The organism is Curtobacterium sp. UNCCL17, from assembly GCF_000686685.1.
Classification (GTDB): Bacteria; Actinomycetota; Actinomycetes; order Actinomycetales; family Microbacteriaceae; genus Curtobacterium; species Curtobacterium flaccumfaciens.
Genome location: NZ_KK366002.1, coordinates 168,726 through 183,594, shown reverse-complemented (window position 1 = coordinate 183,594; position 14,869 = coordinate 168,726). Strand labels below are relative to the sequence as shown.

The window sequence follows — 14,869 nt, the reverse complement described above, 5'->3', positions numbered from 1 at the left end:
CCGCGGTATGGTCGCGGCATGGCAGAGCATCGACGCGGAGCGAACCTCCCGTCGATCGGCGGGTTCAACCGCACCGTGGTCCTCGACGCCGTCCGCCGCTCACCCGACGGCCTGAGCCGCGTCGAACTCGCAGCCCGCACCGGACTGAGCGCGCAGACCGTGTCGAACGTGACCCGGTTCCTGATCGAGGCCGGCATGATCGTCGAGTCCGGCACCGTCGTGTCCGGCCGCGGCAAGCCCCGCACCATCCTGCGGCTCGAACCGGGCAGCCGGTACGCGGTCGGCGTGCACGTCGACCCGGCCGTCGTCACCTACGTGCTGCTCGACCTCGCCGGCACCGTCGTCGCCGCGTCGACCACCTCGACCCCCACCGCCGACGACCCGTCCGAGGTGGTTCGCACGATCGCCTCGGCCGTCGACGGGCTCGTCGCCGACGCCGGGGTGGCCGTCGACAGCGTGCTCGGTGTCGGGATCGCGAGCCCCGGACCCATCGACGTCGAGGCGGGCATCGTGGTCGACCCGCCGTTCCTGCCCCGGTGGCGGGACGTGCCGCTGCGCGATGCGCTCGCCGAGGCCACCGGCTACCCGGTCCTGCTCGAGAAGGACGTCACGGCCGCCGCGGTCGGCGAGATGTTCCTGGCGGGGGAGTCCTCGGCCCGGAACTTCGCGTTCGTGTACTTCGGCACCGGGTTCGGCGTCGGGCTCGTCGTCGACCACGAACCCGTGCGCGGGGTGGGGTCCAACGCGGGCGACGCCGGGCACATCATGGTCGACCAGGGGTCCCTCGCGGGCACCCCGGACGGCTCGGGCACGCGCGGCGAGGTCGGTGCAGCCGTCGCGCCGGACCGGCTGGTGCGGATCGCGCGGTCGCGGGGGCTCGCGCTGTCGGGCGGCGGCGCGGTCACGGAGGCTGGTGCTGGCGCAGCCGCCGACGCCGCGAATGCCGACTCGGTCGACGCCGTGAACGCCGCGTGGGACGAGCTCGCCGTGGCGATCGCCGACGGGGACGACACCGCCGTCACGCTCGCGGCCGAGGCCGGCACCGTCATGGGCAACGCCGTCGTCCTCATCGTCAACCTGCTCGACATCGACCGCGTGGTGTTCGGCGGCCCGTTCTGGTCGCGCATCGCGAGCGCTGCGCTGCCGGCTGCGCGGACCGCCATCGTCGGGTCGCCGTTGCTCGTGCCGAAGCACGCCGTGCAGGTGGTGGAGAGCGACCGCGGTGCCGACGTCGCCGCCGTGGGTGCCGCCTGCCTGGTGCTCGACGCCGCGCTCTCGCCGCGGGCCAGCACCCTGCTGATCCGGCGCTGAGCGCGCGGGCTCACCGGATGCGGTGAGCGCGACCGCAGGGCGGACGGGAGGCGCGGTGCGGACCCGCCCCGCGCCTCTCCGCACGCCGCGCGTCCAGGGCACCGGTCGCGACCCGGGACACCGCCCGTTCACCCGGCGGCCACCGGCCGGTCGCGTGGATGCTGAACAGTCGTGCAGGTCTCCGCCCGCTCTCTCCCCGAGAAGGACCCTGCATGCGTGCTCCTGCCCTGCGCCCACCCACGATGCGGATCGGCGCAGTCGTCGCGACCGCCCTGGTCGTCGCGGCCGGTGTCGTCACCGCCAGCCCGGCCCTCGCCGCCGTCGGTGACGACGACCCGGCCGTCGGCGCCGTCGCGGCGAACGGCCTCGTCATCAACGAGGTCGAGTCGAACGCCGACGACACCGACTGGGTCGAGCTCGAGAACACCTCGGGTGCAGCGATCGACCTGACCGGGTACGCGTTCCTCGACTCCGACAGCTCGCACGACGCCTACGTCCTGCCCGCCGGCTCGACGATCGCCGCCGGCGGGTACTTCGTCGTCGACCAGCTGTCCGCGACCGCCCCCGGCTTCGACTTCGGGCTCGGTGGCGCCGACACCGTGCGCCTCTACGACCCCGCCGGCGACCTGGTGCTCCGGTACGCCTGGACGACCCACGCGGGTGTCACCTACGGTCGCTGCGCCGACGGCGTCGGGACGCTCGTGGACACCACGTCCTCGACCAAGGGTGCCGCGAACGACTGCTCCTCGCCCGTGCGGATCAACGAGGTCGAGTCGCAGGACGGCATCCCCGGCGACTGGGTGGAGCTGACCAACACCAGCAGCGCCACCGTCGACCTGGGCGGGTACGTGCTGCGCGACAGCGAGGACGACCACACGTACACGATCCCCGCGGGCACGACCGTCGCGGCCGGGGGCTTCACCGTCCTCGACGAGGCGGCGTTCGGCTTCGGACTCGGCAAGGTGGACTCCGTGCGGCTCTTCGACGCTCGCGGTGCGGTCGTCGACTCGACCTCGTGGACGGCGCACGCGAGCACGACGTACGGCCGCAACCCCGACGGCACCGGGGACTTCGCCGAGACGGCAGCCCCCACGAAGGGCGCGGCGAACCGGTTCGCCGGTGTCGTCACCGCCGAGGCCTGGCCCGGCGGCCCGGACGAGACCGTGCTCGACGACGAGGACACCTTCACCGGTGACCTGAGCGGCCTCGACTGGACGACCTCGGGGACCTCGCGGGACGGGCAGCTCTGGGCCGTGCAGAACGGCGACGGCCTGCTCTACCACCTGACCTCGGACGGCACGGGCGGCTGGGCGCCGTCGAACGCCGCGGGCACCGACCTGCGCTACGCCGACGGCACGGGCACCCCGGACGCCGAGGGCGTGACCGTCATGAGCGACGACCCCGGTGCCGTCTACGTGTCGACCGAGCGGAACAACGACGTGTCGAGCACGAGCCGCCCGTCGGTCCTGCGCTACGCCACGACCGACGGCTCCGAGGGCACCCTGCGGGCCACGGACGAGTGGAACCTCGCCGCGGACTTCCCCGGGCTCGGCGCGAACGCCGGACTCGAGGGCGTCACCTGGATCCCGGACACCTGGCTCACCGCGCACGGCTTCACCGACGAGCGCACGGGCGCCGCCTACGCACCGTCGCGCTACGCCGGACACGGCGAGGGCCTGTTCTTCGTCGGGGTCGAGGGCACCGCGAGCGTGTACGCCTACGCCCTGATGGACGACGGGTCCTCGGCGCGGGTCGCCACGATCGCGACCTCGCTCGCCGTCGTCGCCGACGTGCAGTTCGACCCGACGCTCGACGCGCTCTGGGTGGTCTGCGACGAGGTGTGCTCGGGTCGGACTGCGCTGTACGAGGTGACCGACGGGGCCTTCGCCGCATCGACGCTGTACGAGGCGCCGTCGGCCGCCGACCGCACGCTCGCCAACGAGGGCTTCGCGATCTCGGGGGTCTGCACCGACGGGGAGCGCGCGACCTTCTACGCCGACGACAACGACACGGACGGGTTCTCGCTCCGCACGGGGACGTACCCGTGCGAGGGCGGCGACACCGACCCGGGCACGGAGCCCACGCCGACCCCGACCCCGGGCGACGGCGGCACGACGCCGACGCCGGTTCCGACCCCGGGTGGGACGCCCACCGCGGGCCCGACCCCGGGTCCCTCGGCTGCCCCGGTTGTTCCGGTGGCGCCGTCGGAGTCGCTGTTGACGGAGGCGAGTCGTGGTGGGGTGTCGGCTCCGGCGTCGGCTCGTGCGGGGGAGACGATCACGGTGACGGTGGGCACGGCGTCGGCGGGTGACGCGGTGAACGTGTGGTTGTTCTCGGAGCCGACGTTGATCGGTACCGCGGTGGTGGCTGCTGACGGGACGGTTCGGGTGACCATCCCGGCGGACACGGTGGCTGGTGTGCACCGGTTGGCGGTGACGGCTGCGGACGGGAATCTGATCGGGTGGACCCCGATCACGATCACCACGGACGGGCAGCTCGCGTTCACGGGTGCCGCAGGGCTCGGTGCCGGTGCGCTGGTGGCGTTCCTGCTGCTCGCGGCGGGTGCGGGTGTGCTGGTCGTGCGTCGCCGACGTCGGACGGTGGCTGCGGAGTAAGTCCCCACGCCCCACGGGCACACTTCGTGAGCAGGAATGGTCGGGTTCGAACAGCGGACCCGACCGTTTCTGCGCACCATGCGCGGTGGGCGCGACCGCGCGACGGACGGGAGGCGCGGTGCGGGGCCGCCCCGCGCCTCCAGGCGGGTGGGTGCGTGCGTTCAGTGCGCCGCCCCGTGCATGGTCTGGGTGTCGTCCTGACCGGGGATGGCGTCCTTCGTGGTCCAGCCGTACCAGCGGCCGTCGATCTCGGTGACCGCGCGACCGTCGCCGCAGGTGACCAGGCCCTTGGTCGGGAGCTCCTCGGGCAGGAAGTCGGCGGTCATCGCCGTGCCGCCGTACGACTCGTCGAGCGGGGTGCAGTCGTCCACGTCGACGCCGTCCTTCGAGGCGAACCCGATGACGTACCCGGGCTGGGAGACGTGGAGGCGGACGTCGATGTCCTTCGCGTCCTCCGGCACCCACTTCGGCATGAAGAACGCCAGGTCCTCGGACTCCCCGGAGCGCGGGGCGTCGGAGTACGCGTCGAAGTGCTTCTGCGGGGTCTTGTTCGGCACGATGTCCTGGATCGCGCTGCAGCCGGCGGTCAGCAGCAGGGCGGACACCGCGGCGGTGGAGGCGAGGGCGATCCGGAGGGTGCGGCGGGCGGTGGTGGGGCGCGTGTCGGTGCTCATGGATCCAGTCTCGCGACGGACGCGGCGCTGAAACATCACGTGCGCACCCGGAAGCGGTCGGGGGTTAGCCCCACCTGGGCACCGCAGCACGCCGTGCCACCCGTCGGGGATCGGCCCGCGCACCCGGTCGTGACGCCGCAGTAGCGTCGGGGGATGCAGCAGGAGATCCTCCGGTACACCGCCTTCGCCGCCGAGCCGGGCGGAGGCAACCCCGCTGGGCTCGTGCTCGATGCGGCCGGGCTGTCCGACGACCAGATGCTCGCGATCGCCCGACAGGTCGGGTACCCCGAGACCGCCTTCGTCGTCGGTTCGACGGCGACCGGGCCGCGGGTCCGCTACTTCTCGCCGAGCGCCGAGGTCCCGTTCTGCGGGCACGCCACCGTCGCACTGGCCGTCGCGTTGGCCGAGCGCGACGGGACGGGCCGCCGGGTGTTCACGACCCTGGCCGGCGAAGTCGCCCTCGATGCGATCGTCGGTGCGGACGGCGCGGTGCAGGTCGCGATGACGAGCGTCGAGCCGGCCACACGGGACCTCGACCCGGCCCTGCTGGCGCGGTTGTTCGACCTGCTCGGACTCGAGGCGGCGGACATCGCTCCGGGGTTCCCGGTGCTGGAGTCCTTCGCCGGCAACTGGCACCCGGTCCTCGTGCTGCACGACCGCGAGCTGTTCCACCAGTTCCGGTTCGCGCCGGGGCCCCTCGCCGAGCTCAAACGCGAGGCCGGATGGGCGGGGACCGTCACGGTGCTGCACCGCACCGGTGACCGGGAGTACGAGGCGCGCAACCTGTTCCCCGCCGGGCGCATCACCGAGGACCCGGCGACGGGATCGGCTGCGGCGTCGACCGGGGCGTACCTGCGGCAGATCGGTGCAGCGCAGCCGGGCGACCGCATCACGATCCGGCAGGGGCGGCACGTCGGGCGTCCGAGTCTGCTGCTCGTGGACGTCCCCGAGGCCGGCGGGATCACGGTGACGGGGAGCGCGACGCCGATCTCCTGACGGACGTTCCTTCCCAGAACGCACGCGTTGGGAAGCGGAATCGGGCGTACCTGGTCGAAACTTCCGACCCGGTACGCCCGATTTCACTCGGTACGCCCGATTGCGCCGGCGGCCTCCCCCAGAAACTCCTTGACACGGTTAAGTCAATACGGTGGACTAATCCTGCGCGCGGGCGATGGTGCCCGCGGACATCACCCGTGCAAAGGAGCACCGATGAAACGCACCCGCATCATCGCCGGACTCGCAGCTGTGGCCGTGGCCGCAGTCGGTCTGGCTGGCTGCTCGAGCTCGGGGTCCGCCTCGAGCGACACGATCAAGATCGCGTACCAGAAGTTCGGCGCCTTCCAGCAGCTCGACGCCCAGATGAAGGTCGTCAAGAAGCAGTACGAGAAGGACAACCCCGGCAAGAAGGTCACCCTCGTGCCCATCCAGGCACAGGGCAACGACTACTACACGAAGCTCGCGCTCATGAACAAGGCGCCGGCCACCGCCCCGGACGTCATGTACGAGGACACGTTCCTCGTCAAGGCCGATGCCGAGGCGGGCTACCTGCTGCCACTCGACAAGTACACGGACAAGTGGGACGAGTGGGACCAGTTCTTCGACAACGCCAAGCAGGCCGGGCAGGGTGACGACGGCAAGATCTACGGCGTCCCGATGGGCACCGACACCCGAGCCCTCTGGTACAACAAGGACATCTTCAAGAAGGCCGGGCTCGAGGTCCCGTGGAAGCCGAAGACGTGGGACGACGTGCTCGCGGCGGCGAAGACCATCAAGGACAAGCAGCCCGACGTCATCCCGTTCAACATCTACTCGGGCAAGGCGCAGGGCGAGGCCTCGACCATGCAGGGCTTCGAGATGCTCCTGTACGGCGCCGACGGCTCCGGCAACACCCTGTACAAGGACAAGAAGTGGGTCACCGGCTCGAAGCAGTTCGAGGACTCGCTCAAGTTCGTGAAGGACGTCTACCAGGGCGGCCTCGGCCCGACACCGCAGCAGGCGCTCGACACGAACGTCGGCACGACCATCGCCCAGACGTGGCTGCCGAAGGGCAAGCTCGCGATCGACCTGGACGGTTCGTGGCAGTCCGGCACGTGGCTCAAGTCCGGCACTGCGCCGTGGCCCGAGTGGAACGACGTGATGGGCCAGGCGCCCATGCCGACCCAGAACGGGCAGGCTCCCGGCTACAACTCGATGTCCGGCGGATGGACCCTGGCGGTCGGCGCGAAGTCGAAGAACCCGCAGGCGGCGTTCGACTTCATCACGAGCTTCCTCGACAAGGACGGTTCGCTGAAGTACGACACCGAGAACAGTCAGATCGCCGTCCGCAAGGACGTCGCGGACGACCCGGCCTACACGGCGGCGAACCCGACGTTCAAGTTCTTCTCGGGGCTGGTGGAGAACACCAACTTCCGCCCGGCGACGAGTGACTACTCGCAGGTCTCCAACGCGATCCAGGTCGCGATGGAAGCGGTCATGACGGGTCAGCAGTCGCCGAAGGACGCGGCTGCCGCCTACGACAAGGCCGTCACGCAGGTGGTCGGCAAGGAGAACACCGTCTCCGCTGGTTGACGGACGTCACCCACTGACGGACTGGAGGCGCGGGGCGGTCCCGCACCGCGCCTCCCGTCCGCTCTTCCCCACCTTCGGAACCCCTCCGCACCCGGAAGGCACCCATCGTGTCCAGCACCCCCCTCGCGCCGACGCTGTCGGCGCCCGGTGCGCCGAAGCGCACCGATCCACCCGTGCCGCGCAAGCGGCGACCACTGCGGAACGTCGGACGAGCGGTTCCGCTCATCCCCGCCCTGGTCCTCCTCGTCATCTTCCTGCTCGGCCCCGTCATCTCGTCGTTCTACGGGTCGTTCACCAACTCGGCGCTGACGGGCGCCAGTGCGGCCGACCAGCAGTTCGTCGGGTTCCAGAACTACGTCGAGCTGTTCCAGGACCCGGACTTCCCGAAGTCCGTCATCCTGACCGTCGTCTTCCTGCTGGCCTCGGCCGTGGTGGGACAGAACGTGCTCGGCCTCGGACTGGCCCTGCTGATGCGCTCGGCGAACAAGGCCGTCCGGGCGATCGTCGGCACCTTCGTGGTCGCCGCGTGGGTCCTGCCGGAGATCGTGGCGTCCTTCGCGGCGTACGCGTTCTTCAACGACGAGGGGACGCTCAACACGTTCCTCGCGTCGATCGGGATCACCGGCGCGAACTGGCTCTACACGTACCCGATGCTCGCGGTGATCCTGGCGAACATCTGGCGCGGCACCGCGTTCTCGATGCTCGTCTACTCGGCCGCCGTGCAGGAGGTCCCCGAGGAGATCACCGAGTCCGCCGAGGTCGACGGAGCCACCGGCTGGCAGCGGCTCGTCTACATCACGCTCCCGGTGATCCGCCGGAGCATCTCGACGAACCTCATGCTCACGACGCTGCAGACCCTGTCGGTCTTCACGCTGATCTTCGTGATGACCGGCGGCGGTCCGGGCACGAACTCGTCGACCCTGCCGATCCTGGCGTACCAGGAGGCGTTCAAGTTCTCGCAGCTCGGCTTCGGGACCGCGATCGCGACCATCCTGCTCGTGGTGGGGGCGGTCTTCTCGATCATCTACATCCGGGCCCTCAAGCCGGAGGTGGACTGATGGCCACGACCGCCCCGTCCCTCGACCAGACCACGACCCGCTCGGTGACCGCACCGGGGTCGATGCACATGACGTCACCGCGCGGCCGCACCATGCGGTGGGTGTCGAACACGGTGTTGCTCGTCATCGCGGTGTGCTTCGCGGTGCCGCTGCTCTGGCTCGTGCTCGCGTCGTTCGACACCCAGGCGTCGCTGTCGGTGAAGCTGCCCTCGCAGTTCACCCTCGACAACTTCGCGAAGGTGCTCACCCCCGAGCTGTCGTTCATCCCGCTCGCGAACAGCCTGCTGCTCTCCGGCGGCACGGCGGTCGTCACCGTGGTGTTCGCCCTGCTCGCCGCGTACCCGCTGTCCCGGTACAAGATGCGGGTCAACAAGCCGTTCCTGTACAGCATCCTGTTCGGCACCGGTCTGCCGATCACCGCGATGATGGTGCCCGTCTACGCGCTGTTCGTGTCGCTCAACCTGATCGACAACGTGTGGGGCTGCATCTTCTTCCTCGCCGCCACGTCGCTGCCGATGGCGATCTGGATGGCGAAGAACTTCATGGACTCGGTGCCGATCTCGCTGGAAGAGGCGGCGTGGACCGACGGCGCCTCGATGCTCACCACCCTGACCCGCATCGTGATCCCGCTCATGCGTCCGGGCATCGCGGTCGTCTTCATCTTCGTGTTCATCCAGGCATGGGGGAACTTCTTCGTCCCCTTCGTCCTGCTGCTCTCGCCCGAGAAGGTGCCCGCCGCGGTGAGCATCTTCAACTTCTTCGGGCAGAACGGGGCGGTGGCGTACGGCCAGCTCGCCGCGTTCTCGATCGTCTACTCCGTGCCCGTCATCGCCCTCTACGTGATCGTGTCCCGAGGCCTCGGCGGCGGCAACGCCCTCGCCGGCGGCATCAAGGGCTGACGCCGGCCCCCACCCCCGCAAGACACCGGTGTTCGCGCGTCGAACACCCGCGAACCGCGGTTCGATCCGCGAACACCGGTGTTCCGCGAACCAGAAAGGAAGCACATGCACCAGGACGAACCGCTCGTCGAGGCCCGGATCGCCCGCCTCGTGCGCGACCGCGTCGACCCCGCCGTCCTCCGTCGCTCGGCGCCGGTGACGATCGAGGCGTGGGAGGTGCCGGACGAACCGGTGCCGTTCGACGCCGCCGTGGGCGAGACGTACACACCGTTCACGGTGGGGTCGCACTGGGGCGGACGCCCGTGGGGCACGACGTGGTTCCGGGTGACCGGGACCGTGCCGGCGGACTTCGGCACCGCGCCGGGGACCACCGCCGAGCTCCTCGTCGACCTCGGGTTCACCAAGCGGCAGCCCGGCTTCCAGGCCGAGGGACTCGCGTTCCGCGCCGACGGCTCCACGATCAAGGCGATCGAGCCGCGGAACGACACCGTGCCGCTCGAGGTCGGCCCGGGGGAGTCCTTCGAGCTCTGGATCGAGGCCGGGGCGAACCCGGACATCGGCGGCGACTCGTTCCAGGGTGCGACGCCGCTCGGCTCGCGCTCCACCGCCGGCGACGACCCGATCTACCGCCTCAAGGCCCTCGAGGTCGTCGAGCGCGACGACACCGTGTGGGAACTGCAGCAGGACCTCTGGGTGCTGCGCGGGCTGATGGCCGAGCTCCCCACCGACGGCACCCGCGGCGCCGACATCCTGCGGGCACTCGAACGCGCCGCCGACGCACTCGATCCGGACGACGTCGCCGGCACCGCCGCGGACGCCCGTCAGGTCCTGGCGCCCGTGCTCGCTGTCCCCGCCAGTCCCGCCGCCCACCGCGCGATCGCCGTCGGGCACGCCCACATCGACTCCGCCTGGCTGTGGCCCGTGCGCGAGACGAAGCGCAAGTGCGCGCGGACGTTCTCGAACGTGCTCGACCTGATGGACCGCGACCCCGACTTCACCTTCGCCTGCTCGTCCGCGCAGCAGTACGCGTGGATCCGCGACGAGTACCCGTCCATCTGGACCCGCATCAAGCAGCGCGTTGCCGAGGGCCGGTGGATCCCGGTCGGCGGCATGTGGGTCGAGTCGGACACCAACCTGCCCGGCGGTGAAGCCCTGGCCCGCCAGTTCGTCGCCGGCAAGCGCTTCTTCCTGGAGGAGTTCGGCATCGACACCCCGGAGGCCTGGCTCCCCGACTCGTTCGGCTACTCGGGTGCCCTGCCGCAGATCGTCCGCGCCGCCGGGTCGAAGTGGTTCGTCACCCAGAAGCCGTCGTGGAACGAGACGAACGTCATCCCGCACACCTCGTTCCACTGGGAGGGCATCGACGGCTCGCGCGTCCTGACGCACCTGCCCCCGGCCGACACCTACAACTCCGACGTCTCGCCCGCCGACCTGCGCCGCGGCGAACGGAACAACAAGGAACGCGGCACCGCGAACACCTCGATGCTCCTGTACGGCTTCGGCGACGGCGGCGGCGGTCCCACCCGCGAGATGGTCGGCGCCGCACACCGCCAGCACGACCTCGACGGGTCGCCCCACGTCACGCTCGGCACGCCGGCTCAGGTGTTCGAGCAGCTCGAAGCCGAGCTGCCGACGCCGGGGGTCTGGTCGGGGGAGATGTACCTCGAGTTCCACCGCGGCACCTACACGTCGCAGATCCGCACGAAGCAGGGCAACCGCCGCTCCGAGCACCTGCTGCGCGAAGCCGAGCTCTGGGCAGCGACGGCGGCGGTCCGGCTCGGCAGCGAGTACCCGTACGCCGAACTCGAGGACGCCTGGCACACCGTCCTGCTGCAGCAGTTCCACGACATCCTGCCCGGGTCCTCGATCGCGTGGGTGTACGAGAACGCCGAGGAGCAGTACGCCCGGGTCGCCGAGGTGCTCGAGGGGCTGATCGGCAGCGCGACGACGGCGCTCGCGGGCAGCGCGACGACGGCGCTCGCCGGCGCCGACGACGCCGCGTCGGTCGTGCGCTTCAACGCCTCGCCGGTCGCGGCAGGGGACGTGACCGCCCTGGCAGGTTCGGTCGTCCACGCGCCGCGACCCGTGCCTCCCGTCCGGAGCGGCGACCGCTTCGTCTTCGACACCGGCGTCGTCACCGCGACCATCGACGCTGCCGGCCACGTCGTCTCGTTCGTTGACCACGCCACCGGACGCGACGCGATCGCGCCCGGCGCCGCGGCGGCGGAGTACACGGTGTTCCGTGACACCCCGAACCAGTGGGAGGCGTGGGACATCGACCGCGCGTACCAGCGCAACGGCACGGTGCTGTCGGCGTCGTCCGTCTCGGTCGACGGCTCCTCGCTCGTGGTGGAACGGTCCTTCGGATCGTCGACGCTCACCACGCGCTACTCCGCCGTGCAGGGCGAACCGGAGCTGACCGTCGAGACCGAGGTCGACTGGCACGAGCACCAGAAGCTGCTGAAGCTCGCGTTCCCCATCGACGTGCTCGCGTCGTCGGCCTCGAGCGAGATCCAGTTCGGGCACATCGACCGGCCGACGCACCAGAACACCTCGTGGGACCACGCCCGGTTCGAGACCTCGGCACACCGCTGGGTGCACGTCGCGGAGCCCGGGTTCGGCGTCGCCGTGGCGAACGACTCGACCTACGGCCACGACATCACGCGCGAGACCCGGCCCGACGGCGGGATCACCACGCTCGTGCGGGAGTCGCTGCTGCGCGGGCCGACGTTCCCGGACCCGAACGCCGACCAGGGGCACCACGTGTTCCGGACGGTGCTGCGGATCGGGGCCTCGGTGCTCGACGCCGCCGACTCCGGGTACCGGCTGAACCTGCCGGTGCGGAGCGTCCCCGGGTCGGCCGAGGTCGCGCCGCTCGTCACGGTGTCGTCGCCGCAGGTGTTCGTCGAGGCCGTCAAGCTCGCCGAGGACCGCTCCGGAGACGTCGTCGTGCGACTGTACGAGGGACTCGGCGGCCGGGCGTCGGACGTCGGGGTCTCCTTCGGGTTCGACGTCGAGTCGGTGTCACAGGTCGACCTGCTCGAGCGGCCGCTGGAGCGCTCGTGGTCGGCCGGGGAGCCGGTCGTACTGACCCTGCGGCCGTTCGAGATCGTGACGCTGCGCGTGCGTCGGGCCTGAGGCAGCGGGCCCGGCGTTCGGTCGGGGAGAGACCGCGGCGCCGGACGGGACACGGGTGCGTTCCGTTCGGCGTCGTGTTGCGCGGGGGGTGGGAGGGCGTGCGGGGGTGCGTGTGGGGGCGGCCGAGGTGGGCGGGTCGGGTGGCCTGGTCGAATCGGGCGTACCTGGTCGAATCGGGCGTACCTTGTCGGAACTTCCGGCCAGGTACGCCCGGTTCCGCTTGGCATCGCGGCCGTTCTGGGAAGGAACGTCTCCCCTCCACAACCGCCCAGGCCTGGAGGCCCGTCCACAGTTCCCGACATCGGCCCCAGGAGTGGGTGGCTGAGCGGGCATCGTCACGTGCATGAACCACGGCGCCGGTGAACCGGCACAGCACGCTCTGGCTAGCGTGGCGGCATGGCAGTGCAGGAGATCTGGCTCGTCCGTCACGGCGAATCGGTCGCGAACGTCGCGGCGGCTCGGGCCGAAGCAGCGGGCGACGACGTCATCGACGTCGAGTTCCGGGACGCCGACGTCCCGCTCAGCCCGCTCGGCACCGATCAGTCCCGGGCCCTCGGGCAGGAGCTCGCCGACCGCGGGATCGACGACGTCCCCGTCGCGCTGTGGGTGTCGCCGTACCTCCGCGCACAACAGACCATCGCAATCGCGCTCGAGGCAGCCGGCCTCGCCGAACCCGAGAAGCGGGTGGACGAGCGGCTGCGCGACCGCGAACTCGGCGTCCTCGACCTGCTGACCCTGCAGGGCGTCCGCAACCGGTACCCGGACGAGGAACGCCGCCGGCAGTGGCTCGGCAAGTACTACCACCGGCCGGCGGGCGGGGAGTCGTGGGCCGATGTGATGCTCCGGCTCCGGTCGCTCCTCGGCGACGTCGAGCGGGTCGACGGCGCCGAGCGCCTGGTGATCGCCGCGCACGACGCCGTGGTGATGCTCGCCGTCGCGGTGTGCCTCGACCTCGACGAGCCGGCGCTCATGGAGTTCGCCCGGACCCACGCCGTCGCCAACGCCTCCCTCACCCGACTCCGTCGCGACGACGCCGGATCGCCGTGGGTGCTCGAGGAGTTCTCCTCCGTCGGGCACCTGGACGACGACGAGGTCACCCAGCACACCGGCCGGAAGGACGACGAGCATGTCCACTGAACCCGTCACCCCGAACTTCCTGCGGGACTGGCCACTGCCCGAACCCGGTGCCGGCAAGTACGGCCGCGGGCAGGTGCTCATCGTCGGCGGCGCCGCTCGGACCCCGGGCGCAGCGATGCTCTCCGCGCTCGCCGCACTCCGGGTGGGCGCCGGTCGTCTCACCCTGGCGGTCGGCCGGAGCGTGGCGAACGAGGTCGCGGTCGAGGTGCCCGAGTCCGGGGTCGAACCCCTCGACGAGGACCAGGACGGGCACATCGCCGTCGGCGCGATCGAAGGCATCGCGGACAGCGCGTCGAGTGCCGACGCCGTGTTGGTCGGGCCGGGGCTCGACGAGCCGGACGGTTCGCGTGACCTCGTGGCCGGACTCGCCGACGTCGTCGGTCCGCACACCACCGTCGTGCTCGACGCCTTCGCCCTCGGGGTGGCCGCCGACGTGCGGGACCGCCTGGAGCCGCTGCGTGGACGGCTCGTGATGACGCCGAACTCCGGCGAGGCCGAGCGCCTGCTCGGGCGGGAGTGCAGCGACGACGACGTGGCCGACGCCGTGGCGATCGCGAACCGCTTCGGTGCCGTCGTGGCCCTCGGCGACGCCATCGCCACACCGCAGGGTCGGGCGTGGCTCAAGGGCACCGGCTCCGGCGGTCTCGGGACGAGCGGCAGTGGGGACGTGCTGTCCGGTGCGGTCACCGGCCTGCTCGCCCGCGGCGCCGATCCGGCACAGGCCGTGGCGTGGGCGTCCTACGTGCACGCTGCCGCAGGCGACCGACTCGCGGTGCAGGTCGGGCCGCTCGGGTACCTGGCGAGCGAACTCGTGACCGAGATCCCGCGGGTCCTGGTCGAGCTCGGGGCCTGAGCCCGCCCGTTCTTTCCCAGAACGCCCGCGATACCTGGTGCTTCCGGGCATACCTGGCGAGAACTTCCGACCAGGTACGCCCGAAACGACCAGGTACGCCCGAAACGACCTGGCCGCCCTACCCCGCCCGACCCCGCCCCGCAGCACTACCCCCGCAGGGACGCCACGGCCTTCTCGATCCGCCGGGCCCGGGTCTCCGGGGCCTTCGCCTGGGTGACCGGGTCGGCGAGTGCCCGCTGCCGCGAGTTCGACAGAGTGTCGAACGCCGCACGCACGCCGGCCTCCTGCAGCGCGGCCGCCAGGTCCTCCGGCAGGTCGACGGTCCGGGGCAGGGTGTCGACCTCGAGTGCGACCTCGACGGTGTCCCCTGCGGCGATCCCGGCGGCCTCACGGTGTGCGGCCGACAGCGGCACCAGGAACTGCTCGTCCATGACCCCGACGGTGGAGCGGTAGGTGTAGCCCCGGTTGATCGTGACGACCACCGCGGGGCGCTTGCCGGATCCGAGCGCCTCGATGACGGACTCCGGGACGGGGAGTCCGGTCGCCGTCTTCCGTGCTTGCAGGACCGTCGTCGTGAACCGCATCCGTGCCTCCAGGCCTGATGTGGGCGCGACCA

General features: G+C 71.2%; 11 protein-coding genes. 9 read left to right on the top strand and 2 right to left on the bottom strand.

Going from position 1 to position 14,869, the window contains the following annotated elements; translation table 11 throughout:
• Nucleotides 1-18: 18 nt before the first annotated feature.
• Both BR70_RS0114655 and BR70_RS21185 read left to right on the top strand, forming a co-directional pair.
• A complete protein-coding gene (locus tag BR70_RS0114655) occupies nt 19-1,311 on the top strand; it encodes an ROK family transcriptional regulator (protein WP_027466668.1) in 1,293 nt (430 codons plus the stop codon).
• Between the two features lie 212 nt (nt 1,312-1,523).
• The gene (locus BR70_RS21185; RefSeq protein WP_051596985.1) at nt 1,524-3,926 is read left to right on the top strand and encodes a lamin tail domain-containing protein; all 2,403 of its coding nucleotides are present in this window, start codon (nt 1,524-1,526) and stop codon (nt 3,924-3,926) included.
• A gap of 161 nt (nt 3,927-4,087) precedes the next feature.
• Here the strand turns inward: BR70_RS21185 and BR70_RS0114645 are convergent, their stop codons facing one another.
• Entirely contained in the window at nt 4,088-4,600 is a 513-nt protein-coding gene (locus BR70_RS0114645; RefSeq protein WP_027466667.1) for a hypothetical protein, read from the bottom strand.
• Between the two features lie 153 nt (nt 4,601-4,753).
• Here BR70_RS0114645 and BR70_RS0114640 point away from each other — a divergent pair, with 153 nt between their 5' ends.
• From BR70_RS0114640 to BR70_RS0114610, 7 genes are all read left to right on the top strand, one after another.
• Nucleotides 4,754-5,596, top strand: coding sequence for a PhzF family phenazine biosynthesis protein (locus tag BR70_RS0114640; protein ID WP_027466666.1), 843 nt, complete (start codon nt 4,754-4,756; stop codon nt 5,594-5,596).
• A gap of 213 nt (nt 5,597-5,809) precedes the next feature.
• Entirely contained in the window at nt 5,810-7,168 is a 1,359-nt protein-coding gene (locus tag BR70_RS0114635; RefSeq protein ID WP_027466665.1) for an extracellular solute-binding protein, read from the top strand.
• A gap of 107 nt (nt 7,169-7,275) precedes the next feature.
• Entirely contained in the window at nt 7,276-8,226 is a 951-nt protein-coding gene (locus BR70_RS0114630) for a carbohydrate ABC transporter permease (protein ID WP_027466664.1), read from the top strand.
• Nucleotides 8,227-8,288: 62 nt separating this feature from the next.
• A complete protein-coding gene (locus tag BR70_RS0114625) occupies nt 8,289-9,125 on the top strand; it encodes a carbohydrate ABC transporter permease (RefSeq protein ID WP_035809430.1) in 837 nt (278 codons plus the stop codon).
• Nucleotides 9,126-9,230: 105 nt separating this feature from the next.
• Nucleotides 9,231-12,263: an alpha-mannosidase gene (locus tag BR70_RS0114620; RefSeq protein ID WP_027466662.1), complete on the top strand. Its 3,033-nt coding sequence runs from the start codon at nt 9,231-9,233 to the stop codon at nt 12,261-12,263.
• Between the two features lie 396 nt (nt 12,264-12,659).
• Nucleotides 12,660-13,400: a histidine phosphatase family protein gene (locus tag BR70_RS0114615; protein WP_027466661.1), complete on the top strand. Its 741-nt coding sequence runs from the start codon at nt 12,660-12,662 to the stop codon at nt 13,398-13,400.
• Nucleotides 13,390-14,253: an NAD(P)H-hydrate dehydratase gene (locus tag BR70_RS0114610; protein WP_027466660.1), complete on the top strand. Its 864-nt coding sequence runs from the start codon at nt 13,390-13,392 to the stop codon at nt 14,251-14,253. Before BR70_RS0114615 ends, BR70_RS0114610 begins: the two co-directional genes overlap by 11 nt.
• A 146-nt stretch (nt 14,254-14,399) precedes the next feature.
• Here BR70_RS0114610 and BR70_RS0114605 read toward each other — a convergent pair whose 3' ends face one another.
• The gene (locus tag BR70_RS0114605; protein ID WP_027466659.1) at nt 14,400-14,837 is read right to left on the bottom strand and encodes a YdeI/OmpD-associated family protein; all 438 of its coding nucleotides are present in this window, start codon (nt 14,835-14,837) and stop codon (nt 14,400-14,402) included.
• Nucleotides 14,838-14,869: the final 32 nt, after the last annotated feature.